This window comes from Actinotignum schaalii (genome assembly GCF_028864145.1).
In the GTDB taxonomy this organism is placed as follows: domain Bacteria; phylum Actinomycetota; class Actinomycetes; order Actinomycetales; family Actinomycetaceae; genus Actinotignum; species Actinotignum schaalii_B.
In genome coordinates this window covers 1-18,381 of the sequence record NZ_JARBHJ010000041.1, presented here as the reverse complement: position 1 = coordinate 18,381, position 18,381 = coordinate 1, and the positions used below count along the sequence as shown (strand labels likewise).

The window sequence follows — 18,381 nt, the reverse complement described above, 5'->3', positions numbered from 1 at the left end:
GACAAGGCGTGCAGGGCTGGCAGAAAGTACTGGGCGAGTTATCCCTTCACTACCCGGACCGATTCCCAACCAACTAAATAAAACCATTTACACAAAAAACTTGACAAGCCCATGCAGGCGAGCAGCACCACCATGCTGAGGATGATGATCGCGGCGAGCACCCCGTCAGAAAGAGGGAGGAATACTGCGAAACCGCTGAGGACCAGGCATGCTGTGGCGGCGGCCGTCCACGGCCAGGCTGCGGCATGCGCTTCCTGCCACGTTTCCTGATTCGTCATGATGATGTCGGTTCGGTACCCGATGAGTTCGTTAAGCTTCAGGGTCTTTTTACGGGAAGCATAGGCAAGCCAGCCGCTCAACAGCGCAGAACCCCATAACGTACCCACTATCACTACCGCGATCTGCCAGGTCATTGGCCCTCCCATCATCCAGCTTCGTTGCTGGTGATCTTCTCAGTGAACGGTGTTTTCCCAGGGGCAAGTTTACTGAGTGGCAGCGTCGTCGTACCAGTACCCAACTCGAATTCGCGCCAGATAGAAGCTGTCGGAAATTTTGACAGGGTGCTTCCCACTGGGCGCGCTGCGATGCCGAAAACATCTGAATTCAGCGTGCCGCGAGCTGCGAAAAATCGACCACTTGGTCCGCCCACGCAATTGTGGAGGGGCGGTGAGCAACCATGAGTACCGTGCGGCCCACGGCGAGGCGCCGTATCGCTTCGCCGATGACTGCTTCGGTGATGCTATCCAGCGCGGAGGTAATTTCGTCGAGGAGGAGGATCGGGCTGTCCTTGAGGAAAGCTCGGGCGATGGCAACGCGTTGTTTCTCCCCGCCGGAAAGCGCATTCCCACCCGGCCCGACCTGGGTGTCCAGACCTGCGGGCAGCCGCTCAATAACTGAATCCAGCCCGGCCTGACTTACCGCCGTGAGGATTTCCTCCTCTGTGGCATCCGGCTTGGCCAGCGTCAAGTTTTCCCGGATGGACCCGCTGAAGAGGTAAACGTCCTGGAACACCATTGCGATGTGGCGCATGGGCTGGCATTCGTGAATATCGCGCCCGCCGAGCGTGATGGTTCCGCTTTGCGGCTGCCAAAAACCGGCGGCCAAAGCCAACGCAGTAGTTTTACCGGTACCGGAGGTGCCAACAAGGGCGGTTACCTTCCCGGCCGGTGCTTTCAAGTTGAGATCACACAGCACGGGGTAGCGCGGATCGTATCCGAAGGTCACCCCGGAAAACTCGATGGTGCTATCCGCGAGCGCGCCCGGATCCGTATTCGCAGGTACATCCGGGTCCACGCTCGCAGGCGTGGCGACAGTCGTGATATTGGGCTGTTCCTCGGCAGCCGCGATAATTTCATGCACCCGTTCGAGAGCTTGCATGGAATCTGTAAGAGCCGTGGAGTATAAAACTGATTGCGAGAGCGGCAGATTAATACGGGTCAGAACCACGGCGATGGCCAGGAAACTCAGAAAGTCCATATCGCCACCAACCACCAGGGCTCCGCTCCAGCCCAGGCATACGGCGAAAGCCAGCTCGACTAGCAGGAGGAACGCGGAGGCCGGGCGGCTTTGACTGCGCAGTGTCCTCAGGATTCCGGTGGACTCCGCCACAAGAGCCTCATCCAGGGGCTGCCATTGCGTTTGCCCGCTGCCGCGCAGGATTTGTTGGAGTTTCGCGAATTCGATAATCCGCCCGGCTACCCTGCGTGAGAGCCGGGCTTCGCTGGCTTGGGCTTCGCGCACCGCCCGGTGCATCCAGCCCCAGATGAACCACAATCCAATACTGGTCACCGCGAGGACCATCCCGAGGCGCCATTCCACCATCGTGACCACCACGGCCATAACGAAGGGAACCACCACCCCCGAGATCACCGCGGGAAATACCAGGGAAGCCAAGTGGGAGAGGGTGTTGACGTCTTTCGAGGTGGCATTTATGACCGCGGTGCGGCGGGATGGGGTGAACCACCCAACCGGGAGCCGTACTACCGCCGCACCGATTTTCTTCATGAGCTCGTCGCAGATCGTGTACACGCTCACCCGGTAGGACCAGCTCATCGTGACCACGTAGAGGAAAAATGTGATGGCGCCGCTGATGCATATCGCAAGGAGCCAGGAGGATAGCTGCCCATCGGCCGGCGCGCCGCCGCCAACGCCACCTTCGGTGAGCAGTGCCCGAAGGAACCCGATGAGCATCGCTAAGGTGATGCCCTGGGCTACCGCGGCCGCGGTGTAGGCCCCGATTAGGATTTTTATTTGGTGCACATCCACTACGGTGCGCATGGCCGTGAGCATTTTCAGCATAAGATTCCCTGCTCTTTCAGCATCTCGCGGTACAGGCCCGCGGTGGCCGCGAGTTCTTCGTGGCGGCCGGATTGCACGATCCGCCCGCCCGCGAGCACCAAAATCTGGTCGGCTTGGGCGAGGCCGCTTAGCCGGTGGGCGATCACCAAGGTGGAGCTATGCCCGCGCCGCGCCGCGATGACCTGGTGCAGCGCCTGCGCGGTACGGGTATCTTGGTGTGCGCTTGCTTCATCCAGTATGAGGAGCGGGGGATCCGCCAACAGCGTGCGGGCGATACTCAAGCGCTGCGCCTCACCGCCGGAAAGAACTGCGGCCTCCCCCAGGATCGTGTCATACCCGGCCGGGAGCGCAGCGATCCGTTCGGCGATATGCGCGCGGGCCGCAGCTGCCTGTATCTGTGCATCGGTAGCCTCCCGGTTGCCGAGCAGGAGGTTATCCCGCACGCTCACCGCGGCTAGGGACACATCTTGAAATACTGTGCCGACCTGGCTGTAGAGCCCCGCGCGGCTGTATTCGCGCAGGTCGTGCCCGCCGAGGGTAATGCAGCCGCTTTCCGGATCCCAAAAACGTGCCGCGAGCGCGCCGATGGTCGTTTTCCCCGCTCCCGAGGGCCCGACCACGGCGGTCAAGGTTCCGGGCGGGAGAGTGAAACTAATATCGTGCAGAACCGGGCGGCCCGGAGCATAACCGAAGGACACATTCTGGAAACGTAGTTCCGGGGCAGAAGCCGACGGGGCGGCCGCAGCCGGGGCAGGAGCCTGGTACTCCCCCACTTCCTGCGGTTTTTCAGCCAGCAACGCTGCTGTATCTTCCCCAGCCCGCAGCGAGCCTTGCAGATTCTGGGTGAGCGTCATAAGTTGCCCCAGGCCCGCGGGAAGCCCGAGCCAAATGGTGAAGAAAGCCAGGCTACTCGCGGGCGAGATCCAGCCACTCCACACAAACCAGCAGATGAGCGGGGCGCTCCACGCGAGGATCACGCCCGGCTGACTCAATGCGGATACCACCGCGATTCCTTTGCCGGCCCCGGCCAGCCAGCGGAAGGAGGCATCGGAGTTTTCTTCCCGCGCCGTGGTGAAGCGCCCGCCGACTCCGGTGGCGGGGAGTTGATAGTTTTTGATTTCTTTTATGCCATCGACGAGCTCCACGGTCGCGTCCGCGAGTTTCCGTTGGGCGACGTCGTAATCTTTAACGGCTTGATCCCCGCCACGGAAAGCAATCCCCATCGCCAGGCCAACGGCAACAATAAATACTCCGCCCAGGAGGAACGCCAGCTGCCAGTCGAGCACGCACAGGTAAATGCCGCCCACCAGCGGCGCCACGAGCGCGCTGGCAAGTTCGGCGCTGGCATGGGCAACCAGGGTATGAATGGCGCTGGTGTCATCGACCACGATTTTCCGGATTTCACCGGGGCCCAGCCGCCGCACCAGGCCCAGGGGTAAGGCGCCTAAATGTGTGATGATACGACGGCGCAACCGATGCCGCAGCCCTGCTTCGCTGATATGGGTGATACCAACTGCCCAGTTGTAACAGATGTGGTGTACCAGTAAGCCCACCAGGGTGAGCCCCAACCACCACCAGATACGTGCCGTGCCGCGGTCACCGAGCCAGTCATCAGCCAGACCAACTAATGCGATATAAGGAATGACCGAAGCACCGGATCCGATCCCGGCGATAATAAAGGAGACAAGCATTGATGTGCGCACGGGGGCTACCAGCTGCCAGGTACTCGGCTCGCGGGTGCGGGCTGTGTTGTTCCCTTGATGGTGAGACATGGGATCTTCTTTCTACCCGAGCGCATGCGTGCCGGAATATACCGGATCTTCCAAGAGGCTCCGCCACCCGGCTTCCCGGAATCTCTGAAGTAAGCCCAAGTATTTTTTGGCGTTCTCACGGTTGAGACCTTGCCTGAGGGCACCAAAGAAGCCGTACCAGCCGGTTTCACACATGACCTGCGCGAAGGCGGGCCATACCGCATCCCCTGGGCCGAGCTCGATATATAGGCGGGCTTCATATTCTGCCAGGTCAGCTACGAAGCTCTGATAGGGAGTGCCCGCGGATCCCCACAGAACTAACTGAAATACGGCGAGGTGGTCATAGACGTAATCGATCATCCACTCCGTGATACTGCTACCGAGATCCTCACCGGTGCTGCTACCGCTCTGCCGCAGTTCTTCCAGGCGAGCCTTTTCGGCAAGCGGATTTTCCGTGAGGGACTTTTCCGTGAGGGCAAGACCGCGCATAATGCCTTCGCGGTGCCGCTGGCGTAATTCCTGGCAGCAGGGTTCCACGAGAGCCGCAAACAAGGCTTGTTTATTATCAAAATGGGTGTATAGGGCGCCCGTGGTGACATTGGCTTCTTTGGCAATCACGCGCAAGCTGGCCGCCTCATAGCCGTGCTCGGAAAAATTCCGCAAAGCCGCGGCAAGGATCCGCTCCCGCGTTGAGCCATTTCCGCGTGCCACCATCACAACCCCATCTCACATAACACTGTTATGCGATCAGGATAGCTCGGCAGAGACAGTGCGGCAAGAGGTTTCACCACAGAGGAGTATCCGAAGCACAGACCTAGGAGCGAGACTTTCGGTATCTTTGATTTCGGCTGGTCGGCTTGTCCGGAATTGTGCGTTCAATAAGCCCGAGGCGTAAAGCGGGCATCAAGTAACCTTCGCGGAATGACCCACGATGTGACAATCCAAGAAGATCCATAATTTCAGCGGCAGAAAGCGTCTTATCCGACAGTACGGAAAGAAGTTGTTGGATTTTCCAATCGTGCACCGCGCCATCTTGGTCGGTATCTTGGTCGGTATCTTGGTCGGTATCTTGGTCGGTATCTTGGTCGGTATCTTGGTCGGTATCTTGGTCGGTATCTTGGTCGGTATCTTGGTCGGACGACCGACCAAGTACGTCAACCTCGGTCAGAGAATCGCGGATTATCTCCAGCATAAGCTCAACAAAATTCGAGCTATCCCCTTCCTTACCCGCAACAACGAAAGCCCGGTAATAATCCTGTTGCCGCGATTGAATAAGTTCCTCAACAGGAAGCCAGAAGAGGAGCTCCTTCCATTGCCCGAGCAGCAGGGAATGCCACAGACGCCCCACACGCCCGTTGCCGTCAGCGAAAGGGTGGATGAATTCAAATTCATAATGGAAGACCGCGCTTTTAATAAGCGGATGCAAGTTCGACTCCTGGTACCACCTAAGCAAATCTGAAATATGCTGCGGGACCAGATCCGCTGGCGGTGCTGCGTGCACAACCACGTTCCCCGCAAAGACCCCCACACCGCCAGAGCGGAAACGCCCGCTCTCGGGAACCAGCCCTCTCATCATGGTTCCGTGCGCGCGCAGCACATTCCGCACTGACATCGGATCAAGTTCGGAGAGCAGGTCATATGCACGGCCGGCGTTATACACCTCAAGAACCTGAGCTGTCACGTCCGCGGTAGATTCACCGCCAAGAATGGCCCGAACGGTCTCCAGCGACAAGGTATTCCCCTCAATGGCGAGGGTGGCGTGGATTGCGCGAATGCGGTTCTCACGCCGCCCAAGCTCTCCCAAAGAATCCAGCCAAAATTTCCCATCGCCACCTGGGCGTTCCAGTTTTTCAACAAGGTTGCAGACCTGGCCGACCAGCGCGTCGCAGGCAGGTGTTATGCGCAGAGGTGGTTCGTAACCGCTCATCTCCCGATGCTATCGAAGCGTCATTCCCGCCACCGATCCACACGCCGAGAAACTGCATAGCAGGACTACGCGCCGCGCACGCAAAGGGGCCGCCCCCGATATTTCAGGAGCGGCCCCTTGCGTTAGCCCTGCGGCTGCTTCCGTAACCCATTGGAAACTTCCGCAGCCACGCGGCTGCTTGGGTAGCTTTCAGCTACCTCAGCAACTGAGTGTTACTTCTTGCGGCGGCGAATCGCCACGCTACCCGCACCGGCAGCCAGCAGAGCGAAGACTACCAGCGATGCCACATCGGCACCGGTCGCGGTCAGGCCCTTGGCCTTCTTGACCTTCTTGGTCTTCGGTGCGGCCTTGCCCGGATCGTTCGGGTTCAACGGGTCGGTGCCGTTCTTAATTTCGTCACCGTCGTTGATACCGTCACCATCAGTATCGGCCTTATTCGGATTGGTCGGCTTGCCACCGTTCTTAGCACCGGTCACTTCGTCACCATCGGTGAGTCCGTCACCATCGGTATCCGGGTTGAGCGGGTTGGTATTACCAGGCTTGCCGTCCTTATTGAACTTATCATCCTGGAACGGGTTCTTGGTGCCATTGACCTCGTCGCCATCCGTGAGCCCGTCACCATCGGTGTCCGGGTTCTTCGGATCAGTACCGATCGCCTTTTCTTCACCATCCGTCAGACCGTCACCATCGGTGTCGCCCTTATTCGGATCGGTGCCATTGGCAATCTCGTCGCCGTCATTCACGCCGTCACCATCAGTATCGGCCTTGTTCGGGTTGGTCGGCTTGCCACCGTTCTTAGCACCGGTCACTTCGTCACCATCGGTGAGTCCGTCACCATCGGTATCCGGGTTGAGCGGGTTGGTGTTACCAGGCTTGCCGTCCTTATTGAACTTATCGTCCTTGAACGGGTTCTTGGTGCCATTGACCTCGTCACCGTCGTTGATGCCGTCGCCGTCAGTATCCGGGTTCTTCGGATCAGTACCGATCTTCTTTTCCTCACCGTCGGTGAGTCCATCACCGTCAGTATCGGGGTTCTTCGGATCGGTCTTCGTGGCCTTGGAGTCATCGACCTTCGGGGTGCCATCTTCATTGCGAGCCGGCTTGCCGTTCTCGTCAATGTCAGTGCCAACTTCCTCACCGTCGGTCAGACCGTCACCATCGGTATCCGGGTTCTTCGGATCGGTACCCAGGTCCTTTTCGCGACCATCAGAAACACCATCTCCGTCGGTATCCGGGTTCTTCGGATCGGTCCCGTCCTTCTTTTCGTCGCCGTCGTTCACGCCGTCACCATCGGTGTCAGCATTGTTCGGGTCCGTGCCGTCCTTGATTTCGTCAGCGTCGGTGACGCCATCGCCATCGGTATCGGCCTTATTCGGGTTGGTCGGCTTGCCACCGTTGTTCTTGCCGGTAACTTCGTCGCCGTCATTCACGCCGTCACCATCGGTGTCCGGGTTGAGCGGGTTAGTGTTACCAGGCTTGCCGTCCTTATTGAACTTATCGTCCTTGAACGGGTTCTTGGTGCCATTGACTTCGTCGCCGTCGTTGATGCCGTCGCCGTCAGTATCCGGGTTGTTCGGGTCGGTGCCGATCTTTTCCTCTTCGGAATCGGTCAGGCCATCGCCGTCGGTATCCGGATCCTTGACGGTCACCTTGGAGGTATCGAGGACCTTGTCACCATCCTTGATGGTCACAGTGATCTCGGACTTGTCCTTAGCACCCGCGGGTACCTTGACCACAACATTGCCATCGGTGCCGATGGTGCACGTAGCACCGCCGGTCGCTTCGCAGGTGGCCGAAGCCGGGATCGGGCCGTTCGCCGGGTCCTTCGTGAGCGTCACATCCGCGCCGGGCTTACCTTCGCCGTCGTTCCACGCCGGGCAACCATTATTGGAAGCCGGGCCAGCGATAGTCGGGCATTGATCCTGAGCATCGGGCACGCCGTCATTATCGCCATCCGGGTTCGGAACCGGGGCAGGCGCCGTGACGGTCACCTTGGACTTGTCGAGGACCTTGTCGCCGTCCTTAATGGTCACCGGAATTTCGGTGCCGGGGGTTGCGCCCGCCGGAATCTTGACGACGACGTTGCCATCTGTACCGATGGTGCACGTAGCACCGTTACCCGCTTCGCAGGTCGCGGTCGTCGGAATCTGGCCGTTCGCCGGGTCCTTCGTCAGCGTCACATCGGTACCGGGCTTACCTTCGCCATCGTTCCACGCCGGGCAACCATTATTGGACGCCGGGCCGGCAATGGTCGGGCACTGATCGGCATCTCCGGACACGCCGTCCCGATCGGGATCCGGATCAGCAATGGTCACGGTAGCCGTATCCAGGTCCTTGCCATTGGGGTCCTTGACCTTGACAACGATCTGGTCCTTATCCTTCGCGTTCGCGTTCGGAGTGACCGTAATCGAGCCGTCCTCGTTGAGCTTCGCGGTACCCGGACCGGTCACCTCAACAGTGGAGCCAGCCGGAACCGGGCCGCCCGCATTGGGCAGCTGGGCAGGTTCGGTCGGCTTGGTGGTCGTGTCATTCCAGGCCGGGTTATTCGGGGCAATCACAGTCACCTTGGAGGTGTCCAGCGTCTTGCCGCCGTCCTTGACGGTCACCGGAATGTCGGTGCCGGGGGTCGCGCCCTCCGGAACCTTGACGGTGATATTGCCATCGGTGCCGATGGTGCACGTGGCACCGTTACCCGCTTCGCAGGTGGCCGAAGCCGGGATCTGGCCGTTGGCCGGGTCCTTCGTCAGCGTCACATCCGCACCGGGCTTACCTTCGCCGTCGTTCCACGCCGGGCAACCATTATTGGAAGCCGGGCCAGCGATAGTCGGGCACTGATCCGCGTCGTCGTTCACACCGTCGTTATCGGTATCCGGGTTCGGAACCGGATCCGGGGCCGTAACCGTCACCTTGGGTGTGTGGAGAGTCTTACCGTCATTCTTGATGGTCACCGGAATGTCGGTGCCGGGGGTTGCGCCCGCCGGAATCTTGACGACGACGTTGCCATCGGTGCCGATGGTGCACGTGGCACCGTTACCCGCTTCGCAGGTGGCGGTCGTCGGGATCGGGCCGTTCTTCGGGTCCTTCGTGAGCGTCACGTCCGTGCCGGGCTTGCCTTCGCCATTGTTCCACGCCGGGCAACCATTATTGGAAGCCGGGCCGGCGATGGTGGGGCACTGGTCTGCGTCGTCGTTCACACCGTCGCGGTCAGTATCGACCGGGGCCGGGGTGGTGACGGTTACCGGAACCTTGACGGTATCGGTGCTGCCATCCGGGTAGGTGACGACAACCGGAACCTCGTAGGGGCCAGCTGCGGTACCCGCGGCCGGGGTCACCGTAATGGCGCCGGTTTCGGGGTTAACCGTGGCGGTAATCGGGGAGTTGTCGCCGAGCTTGAAGGTGGTCTTCTTGCCCTTTTCGGTCGGAGCGGGATCCGTTTCGACCTTCTTGGTAGCGAGCTTATCGAAGGTGGGAGCCGGGACCTCAATGGTCTGCCCCGCCTCGACGGTGTTGTCCTGCTTGTAATTCGGATCGTAAGTATCGGTGATTTGCGCCAACACCTTGACCGGAACCCAGGTCTTCAGCTTGAGCTTGTTCTTGGAGTTGAGCGGATCGGTCACGGTAGCAACCACCGGGATACGATAATCACACGGAGCAACATCCGCGCCGGGATTGACGGTCACCAGACCGGTGGCCGGATCCACGCTCGCCCAGGACTTCGCACCTTCGCCCAGCTCGTAGGTAGCATCGGCGGGTAGCTGGTACTTGTTGTTACCAATCTGCGTAAAGCCCTTGGCTTCTCGCGTTGCGTAGGGAGCCTTGCTCTTTGCGCTCTGCGTCTTCTTCACCTGGACGGGGTCGTACTTCACCGGAAGTGCGCGCACGATGAACGAATCGGAAGAAACAGCGTTATCGGCAGCGTAAAGAGTTGCCGTGTAGATTTCGCCGTCCTTCGCGTTCTCCGGAACGGTGTAGAAAGCCTTCTTGGCATCGCTGAGCTTCTTCAGGTCGCCATTAGTTTGAACAACCTTGCCCTTGGAATCGGTCCACTCGATCCGGTTGGAAAGCGGGGAAAGCGCCTTGCCGGTGAGCTTGATTTCAGCGGTCTGACCCGGCAGCGCGTAGTTTTCCTGGGCATCGAAGTTCGTGATATCCAGTTCCACCTGCACACTGAGAACCAGCGCCAGGTTGACGTTGTACCAGTTATTGGTAATCAGGTTCACTGCGGCGGAGGTCTGCGGAGTCCACGAAGCATGCGAGTTGAACATATTGAATGTCTGGCGCATGAAGGAAGAGTAGTTCGGGACTACCCGTCCGTTCGGGTCCAGCACATACATGTAAATACGGTCCACGTCCGCACCGGCGTTCTTCGGCAGGCGGATCGTGTACATACCCTTTTCGTTCGTGGTGGCCGTGTAGGTGCCCTCGATGTAATCGGGGTGCTCGGTGAGCATGTCACGGACCTTGACCTCGCGGTCATTGACGGACGGGGTGGCATTACGCAGTTCCTGCAGCGCGGCCTTGCCCGCGGGGGTCAGCTGCGAGAGCACCACCGTGTAGCCGGGGGCTACCACGTCGCCGGAGGAGTTGAAATTCGGACCGGTTGCGGAGTTGGCAAGATCGCCCGCTCCAGATTCGAACCATACCTTGCCAGAAACGGAATCCCGGGTGGAGAGGGTTACGGCCGGATCGGGCAGCGCGCCCTTATCGTCGTGAATCCACTCGTTCTTCGGGCGGGTGAGGTAATCATTCGGATCGGTGTACATGAACACCGCGGTACGCTGCATATTGGTACCGATGAGCGGGAACTGGCCAAGATTATTAGCCGTCACGCTGTTGACGAAAGCGCCCGGGAAGAAACCGCCAGCCTGGCGCACCATGGTGACAGGGTTACCGGCCGGGTTGGTGAAATCATTGATCCACAGGCGGTAATACTGGCCAGCAACAGCCTTGTAAAGATGCTGTTTTCCGGTGTTATCCACCCAGGGCGTACGCAGATCGAAAGCGTAGGCGCCGGGGCCGATCTGGCTGCCGTCGCTCTCGTCAATCGTCTTGACGGTGGTGGAGTAAATCGGGGAGGCTGCGCCGTCGGTGTCACGCCACTGGAGATACACCTTGGTTCCATCCGGAACCGGGGTCGCGCCATTGGAGGTGGTTGCCGGCGTGCCAACGCCACCGAAGAACGCGCGCCCAGAGAGCGTGTTCTTGGCGTTACTGGCATCTGTTGTGCTCTTAATCCAGCCGGTCTTGAAAGCATCGGCTTCGATAATGACATCTTGCTTGAAAGGAATATCCGGTCGGTTAGCGCCAGGTTGGTTCGCGCCTGCTTCGACAGCGGTGTCACCGACATACGTCGGGCACTGTGCTGCGGGAGCAGTTGGCGCTGCACCGGAATTCCCTTGCGGTGCAGCGTAAGCGAATCCCGAAGCAAACGTCGTCATGAGCGCCGCGGCGGTGAGACCGGCCCACACTTTCGTGCGACGACGATGCCCACCCTTGCGGGACACAGACGCGGAGACTCCGGGCGCCGACTGAGTCGACTCCGTGTGTTGGGACATTATTTCTCCATTAGTAGGGATATGGATTGTTAGGGTGAGATCGCTACGAGCGTGTGCATTGTGAGAGGGCAGCACTGGAGCACCCCCCCCCCGCAATCCAGCTGACCCGGTCCGCTAAATCGCCTAAACAGTTTCCGAGCCTAACACAAGAAGCCGTATTCAATTATTCAGCACAAAAGGTTATATAAACCACGTAGCAACACGCACTTCTCTCGCGAAGATAACTAACTTTTCATCACGCCGTTTCAGAGTTGTTTACTAAGTATTAACTCGCGGCACGTTGCGGTTTTGAGCCGGGCCCCTCGCTGCACCCATACCTACCTCGCCGCTTTTCGGCGGCGCGGCCGCGCGTCCACCTCGCCATAATGCCGCCCGCACCGGCGTGAATAATAATACTTTCCGGTAACAGCACGGGCCTTCAATCTCCACCCACACCACTCGGCCGGCACTAAAGTCCCGTACCACCGGGGCGAAAAAACGGGAGCGCGCGAAGCAATTCCCATCTCACACCGCGCCCCGCCACCTGCATACTTATGTGCCGCCGCGGCTCCTACCAGGGGCATCACCTCGGGAAATGTACCCAATCTCTCGTTTTTTCAGGGCGGCCACCCGCGCGCAGCACATGCGCAGGCAACCGCCCCGATGATCACGCCAAGGGTCAGGACCTTTGGACTACTTTAGAAATCCCAATCGTCGTCGGTGGTATCTTCCGATTCTCCAATGATGTAGGAGGAGCCCGAGCCGGAGAAGAAATCGTGGTTTTCATCCGCGGCCGGGGAAAGTGCGGTGAGGATCTCCGGGCTCACCTGCGTTTCTTCACCGCTGAAGCGTGCCGGGTAGCCCAGGTTCATAAGCGCCTTATTGGCGTTGTAGCGAACGAAAATTGCGACGTCGTCCATCAGGCCCACAGGCTCGTAAAGTTCACCTGAATAGTCGAGTTCCATCTGGTAGAGCTTCTCGAGCAGCTCGAAAGTGAATTCCTCCATTTCCGCACGCCGCGCTTCGCTGCACTCCTCCAGCCCACGCTGGTATTTGTAGCCGGAGTAGTACCCGTGCACCGCCTTATCGCGCAGGATAAGACGAATGAGATCCGCCGTATTCATGAGCTTGCCGCGGCAGGAGAGGTAGAGGGGCAGGAAGAACCCGGCGTACAGCAGCAGGGAGGAAAGCAGTGTGGAGGAGACCTTGCGCTTGAGCGGGTCGTCACCCACGTAGTGCTCAAGCACCGCCTTGGCGCGCTGCTGAAGCAACGGATTATCCACGGCCCAGGTATAGGCTTCCTCGATCTGGGTGCTCGAGGCCAGGGTGGAGAAAATCGAGGAATACGAACGCGCGTGCACCGCCTGCATAAAAGCAATATTGGCGTAGACAGCCTGCTCATGTTCGGTGTGTGCGTCCTGAATCTGACTAATTTCACCAATACTTGCCTGCACGGTATCCAGCAGCGTCAAACCGGTAAACACCCGCATCACGAGGGTTTGCTCCACCTCGTTCATGCGCTGCCAGGAGGGCAGGTCATTGGAGAGCGGCACCTTTTCCGGCAGCCAGAAATTTGCGGTGAGCCGGCGCCACACCTCCAAGTCCTTCTCCTCCGGGACGTAATTCCAGTTGATCGGCCGGAAGGGCCCCTCGGGATGCTGGATGTACTGCGGCGGCATGAAAGAACGCAGGGTGTAATGCCGTCCATCGGGTGAGCTCATGACTTCTCCAATTTTCATCAAAACACTAGATATTGTGGTCACCTAAATTTCGACCACTAGATATAGTGTCGCATTGCGGGCGCCTAGGACTTAAGGCTCGCCGTAGTGGTGTGTGTCATAACGACGACGCCGCGCCTTCCCCACCAGCATTCCGGCTACGAAAAACACCCCCGAGCCGGCTAGACGCCAACTCGGGGGTGCATACGCGATTCGCGCGAGTTACTTCTTCTCGACGAGGGCCACGAAGCGATCAATATAGCCGCGCACGAAGTCCGCGGTATCGGACTTCAGCTTGCCGGACTCATCAAAGAGTTCCGGGGAGCGCCCCAGGAACACTTCGGGCTGCCCGGGCATGGGCATATCGAAGTAGGAGAGGGCCAGGCGCAGGTTCTTCTGCGAGCTGTAGCCGCCCATGCGCCCCACCGAATGGCTAATAATGCCGGCCGGCTTATTCTTCCAGGCCACATCACTATTGGGCTTGGAGCCGATGTCCACGGCGTTCTTCAGGCAAGCCGGCACGGTGCGATTATTTTCCGGCGTGACGAAGAGGATGCCATCGCTGGCCTTAATGGTTTCCCGGAAGCTGGTGTAGCTTTCGGGCAGGGGTACGTCCGTCACAGCTGCGTCGTCGTAATCGAAGTTGTAGAGCGGCAGGTGACCGATCTCCACAATCTCCACCTCGTAACCCTCGGGGAAATAGCCGGCCACTTCGCTCGCAATTTTGCGCGCGTAGGAACCGCGCCGCAAACTACCCACCAGAATTGAAATCTTCATAAGTATCCCGCGCTTTTCACTCGTATCTTGACTGGGTGTGCCGCGCCCGGCCGCCGCCACAGGCGCCGAAGCGGACGCTGCCACCATCATAGGCTAGGCCCGCTTGCGGGTGTAGAGCACCACCCCACCCACGCAGAGGAGGGCCAGGGTAACCGCGAGGGGGTCGATAACCTCGGAACCGGAATGGGCAAGGTTATTCCCGAGTTTCTTACCTTCACGTTCCAGCTGGGCGATTTGCTCGGGCGATAGCTCGCAAGGCTGACCATCGGCAGTGCGGCCTTCCCACACCGTTTCGGTGCCACCGCCGCTGGAACCGAACCACTGCTGGCCCACCAGCTGTCCGAAGGTCCCCGATTCGAAAACGGCCATCTTGCCGGGCCCGGAAACGCTGGTGACGCTCAGGGTGAGCTCGCCGGTGGTCGCTTCGCGGAAGCTGGGATGCTGGGTATTCGCACCCAGCCACGGCACTCCGGAGACCTGGCTGGAGGAAATCATGTAGATGCGCTCGCCGGCGCCGGCCACGAAATCGATGCCGGCCGGCGCGGTGGTGGCCGCGGCCTCCCCCAAGCCGAAGCTCAGGGAAGCCGGATCGAGCCACTGCCCGGAATTATCGTCCTTGACGGCGGCGCGCAGCTGCCCGCCGTCCACCACCGCGCCCAGGTCGTAATGGCCGCTATTGGCGGTGCCACTTCCCCCGACGTTGAAAGTCAGGGTGGTGGTGGTTGATAGGCGGGTGCCGTCTTTCGCGGTGGCGTTCAAGGCCAGGCCCACCGTGTAGGTACCCGGCTGGGTGAAGACCCAATTGGGATGCACGTGGGTATTGGCCGGGATCGTATGCGAGCCGCTGGCACCGCCGCTCGCGGCACGCTCCACCGGGGTGGGGATGCAGACCGGCGCGGCGGGCGCTTGCGCTGCTTGGCCGGCCGGAGATTGGGGCGCTTGAGCCGCGGGCGCCTGGCCCGAGGGTGCCTGCGTAGCGCCGCCGCCCGGTGCCGGGGCACCGTTCGCACCGCCCGCGCCGTTCGCGCCATTGGCACTGTTCCCACCGTTCGCACCATTAACTCCACCGGTCGGGGTGCCACTCGGAGCCGCACCGCTTCCCCCGGCGCCAGCTTCCGGTGCGGTTCCGCCGTCCGGAGTAGATGAATCGCCCGGCGCGCCAGCGGCGCCGTCGTTCCCACTATCGGAACCGCTACCGGGGCCACCGTTATCGTGACCCTGAGCGGCCGCAATCGCGGCGTCGCCCACCGCCCAGGTGTACGTGCGGGCGGACGAGGTGAGGGTACCGCCGGGGGTATCCACTTCGGCCCGCACCGTCATGCGGTAGGTGCCGGGCGCGGAGAAGAGCCAATTCGCGTGCTGGTGCGCGGGTTCGGACTGGGCGATCACACTGCCCGGCACCATCTGGAAGCTCGGAGCGCCGGCAGCGTCGCGCAAAATCGGATTGAGGGTGGCGAAATTCGTTTCCCACAGGAAGACCTTGCCGGGGCCTTCGAGTTGCTCCACCACGAAACGTACCGCGGTGCCGCCCAGCTGGCGCGCCGCCCCGGAATCCCAGCCGGGCCATACAATTCCGTACTGCTGCACCTGGTCGAGCAGAAAGCCGGGTGTACCCAGCTGCGGAACCACTGCGGATTTGGTAGTAAAAGTTTTCTCCACCACGCCGACCACGGTTTCTTCAGGGGCGCGCTCCACCCCGGTGCCGGTGGCATCCTCTTTGAGATTGAGGGAGATGCTGCCGTCCGCTCCGGCGGCGATATTGAAGAGGTCCATATGCCCGGAGGTGAGAACGGTGGGCTGCCCGGCCCCCGCCCCCGCGGGCGCTGCCGGCGCCGGTGCAGCCTGGGCGGCAGGAAGGAATGCTCCCCACCCGGCCAGGAGCGCCGCCATGGCGCCCGCCAGCCCCGCCGCAGCACGCCGTGTGAGTGCTGTCATGACTTTCCTTTCCTTGCGGTACTTGCGTCACCTAGCCTATTTGATAACAATAATGATTATCAATAAGGGGTGATGTGGTTGTCGCGCACGCGGACTGCCGCACACCGAAACGGAAAGAGACAGAATGGCACGACGCTTCCTCGCGGCCCTGGCCGCCGCCGCACTCACCGCCGGGATAGCTCCGGCCGCCGCGGCCGCCCCGGATGACGGAAAGATTGTCACAACGACGGCGCATGTTGACGCCCCCAAGGTTTTTTGGGAAAACGGTACGTTCGTGCTGAAAAACGAAGCCTATGACGAGCTGTATCCGCTGGAGAAGACCGTCAATTGGGTGGGGCGCGGCTACGCGCGCTCCGGCTCGAATCAGGGCGGGCAGCAGTACATTTTCCTACCTCCGGATAACGAGGCTTACGGGCATCTGCGCAAGGTGGCCGAGCGCTGGTATTCCGCGCCGGGTATGCCCAGCGGTCCCTTCCCCATCTGGGCCGGTTTCGGTGCGGATGCCGGCATTCCGGTGGAGCAATTCCGCAACGGCACCTTTGCCCTCGAGCTGACCAAGTTCGACGGCCCGGGGCGCATGGAAGCCTTTATGACCAATATGGACCTCTACCTCCCGCTGTTCTCCAGCCACGAGACGGGGCGGCGGGTCTCCTACCTGGTGCCCGGCAGCCACACCCATAACGAGACCGCTTTTACCAAGCCGGGGCGCTACACCCTGACCTACCGCGCCATCGCGCGCGGGGTGGACGGCAAGATTATTGCCTCGCAGGAGATTCCGTTTGTGTGGCAGGTGGGTGGTACCCGCCCGGCCAAGGAGGCGGGCCCCGATCTGGCTACCGCGTTCAACGCCGCACCCACCGGGGATACGTCCGGTTACCGTTTCTCCCTCGCCCCGTATGAGGGCCGCGAGCATGATGCGGATGACCAGCTCACCGAGCTGCGTTTCGATGCCGGTTCGGAAACGGTGGCGGGGAAGGTGCAGTTCTTCCTGGATGGTTACTTCTTGGCCGAAGTCCCGGTGGAGAAGGGGAAGGCGCGCTGGGCGGAGATGATCGGCTCGGGCGCCTCGAATTTCCAGGCGGTTTTCGTGCCCGCCACCCCGGGAACGCAGGGCGCGGCCGACGCGCCCAAGGCCGACGGCGCAGCTAATTCGGCTCCCGGCGCTCAGGCCACCACCGGGGCCCGCTGGGTTTCCGCCCCGGTCTCCTACACCTTTGGCGATGCGGAGGCCAGCACCTCGGAGAGCGCCACTCAGCTGCCCGAGCCCCATTCGCAGGACCCGGCGCCGGCTATGGCGGGCGGGGAATATACGCCGTCGTCCTTCGATTACACGGTGCGCACGGAAAAGACGGCTACCGGAAACGTGACCACCTCGGTTGCTTTCACGGATCCGAAGGTGCGCGCGTACGTGCACGGCGGTTACTACGCGAAAGCGGAGGATAAGTACCCGGATTGCGAAGTGAATATGGTGACGGATTCGCGCGGTGTGGCCACCGTGACCCAGGGCGATTCCTGGTGCGAGGGCTACCATCTCAAGCTCAGCATTGACCCGCATCCGGAAGTGAATATGAGCGCGGCGGCGGACGTGCGTTTTGGCACCATGGATCTGAGCGCCCCGCAAAGCTATTCCGGGCGGCTCGCCGCGGCTCCCGCGATTGGTACCGGCACCCAGCCGGCCCCCGGGCCGCAGCCTGAACCGGCGCCGGAGCCTGAGCCCGGGCCGAACCCGGGTCCGAATCCTGCGCCGAACCCTAGCCCGAATCCTGGGCCGAATCCGCCCGCGCCGGCGCCCACACCTTCCGTTTCACCTAGCGCTCCCGCACCAAAGCCCGCCCCATCGCGCACCATTTTGCGGCGCGGCCACGTGGATCTGCAGGCAGTGCCGGGCGAAGGCGGCCCGGGCGTCACCCTCAAGGACGACACCCTCGAGCACGCCACCACCTCGGTGCAGCGCGATGTGAGCACGGTGGCGCTGGCGGTGCCCGATTCGGCGAAGTCGCCGCGGGCGAAGGGCGCGGTTTTTGATTTCCTTGGCGCGGAGGGCGAGCGGCTCTACCAGCTGCCCCAGAACTGGGATCGTTCGCATATTTGGCCCGGGTGGTCCACGGAGAGCTACCGCAAGCCCACGCGTTTCCATGTGGAGCCGGAGTCGATTCCGGCCGGCGCGCAGTATCACGCCTACGCGCTGAGCGGCTTCGGGAACGTGGATCGGCTTTTCGACACCTCGCGCACCGCTCTTGACCTGCCCGATCCCACACATCAGCACGCCGGTTGGGCCTTCACGCAGCCGGGCGTGTACGTGCTGCGGGTGTGGTACGACGACGCCCCGCCCCCGGCCGGAGATTTCGGCGCGGGGGGGGGCCAAACGGCGGGCCCCCCCGTCCTCATTGTTTGGGTTTATAACATAGCCCGTTTATAAACTCGGCCCCTTATCAAACACG

General features: G+C 61.1%; 10 protein-coding genes. 1 reads left to right on the top strand and 9 read right to left on the bottom strand.

The window, feature by feature from the left end; all coding sequences use genetic code 11:
• Window positions 1-38 precede the first annotated feature (38 nt).
• From PWJ82_RS08415 to PWJ82_RS08375, 9 genes are all read right to left on the bottom strand, one after another.
• Window positions 39-413, bottom strand: coding sequence for an SdpI family protein (locus PWJ82_RS08415; protein ID WP_274732906.1), 375 nt, complete (start codon window positions 411-413; stop codon window positions 39-41).
• Window positions 414-603: 190 nt separating this feature from the next.
• Window positions 604-2,298 (bottom strand): ABC transporter ATP-binding protein, encoded by a 1,695-nt coding sequence (locus PWJ82_RS08410; RefSeq protein ID WP_274732907.1) that lies wholly within the window; start codon window positions 2,296-2,298, stop codon window positions 604-606.
• On the bottom strand, window positions 2,292-4,070 hold the full coding sequence (locus PWJ82_RS08405; protein WP_274732909.1) for an ABC transporter ATP-binding protein: 1,779 nt from the start codon (window positions 4,068-4,070) through the stop codon (window positions 2,292-2,294). The genes PWJ82_RS08410 and PWJ82_RS08405 overlap by 7 nt, the downstream gene beginning before the upstream one ends.
• 12 nt (window positions 4,071-4,082) lie before the next feature.
• Complete coding sequence (locus tag PWJ82_RS08400; protein ID WP_274733002.1) at window positions 4,083-4,763, bottom strand: TetR/AcrR family transcriptional regulator; 681 nt, start codon at window positions 4,761-4,763, stop codon at window positions 4,083-4,085.
• 100 nt (window positions 4,764-4,863) lie between these two features.
• Window positions 4,864-5,976 (bottom strand): Fic family protein, encoded by a 1,113-nt coding sequence (locus PWJ82_RS08395; protein ID WP_274736209.1) that lies wholly within the window; start codon window positions 5,974-5,976, stop codon window positions 4,864-4,866.
• A 212-nt stretch (window positions 5,977-6,188) separates the two neighbouring features.
• Window positions 6,189-11,531 (bottom strand): Rib/alpha-like domain-containing protein, encoded by a 5,343-nt coding sequence (locus PWJ82_RS08390; protein ID WP_274736207.1) that lies wholly within the window; start codon window positions 11,529-11,531, stop codon window positions 6,189-6,191.
• A 677-nt stretch (window positions 11,532-12,208) separates the two neighbouring features.
• A complete protein-coding gene (gene nrdF, locus PWJ82_RS08385) occupies window positions 12,209-13,249 on the bottom strand; it encodes a class 1b ribonucleoside-diphosphate reductase subunit beta (protein ID WP_274732913.1) in 1,041 nt (346 codons plus the stop codon).
• 201 nt (window positions 13,250-13,450) lie between these two features.
• Window positions 13,451-14,005, bottom strand: coding sequence for an NADPH-dependent FMN reductase (locus PWJ82_RS08380; RefSeq protein ID WP_016441914.1), 555 nt, complete (start codon window positions 14,003-14,005; stop codon window positions 13,451-13,453).
• A gap of 93 nt (window positions 14,006-14,098) precedes the next feature.
• The gene (locus tag PWJ82_RS08375) at window positions 14,099-15,940 is read right to left on the bottom strand and encodes a choice-of-anchor M domain-containing protein (RefSeq protein ID WP_274732915.1); all 1,842 of its coding nucleotides are present in this window, start codon (window positions 15,938-15,940) and stop codon (window positions 14,099-14,101) included.
• 124 nt (window positions 15,941-16,064) lie between these two features.
• On the opposite strand from PWJ82_RS08375, the gene PWJ82_RS08370 reads away from it, so the two are divergent.
• On the top strand, window positions 16,065-18,359 hold the full coding sequence (locus tag PWJ82_RS08370; protein WP_274736205.1) for a choice-of-anchor M domain-containing protein: 2,295 nt from the start codon (window positions 16,065-16,067) through the stop codon (window positions 18,357-18,359).
• Window positions 18,360-18,381: the final 22 nt, after the last annotated feature.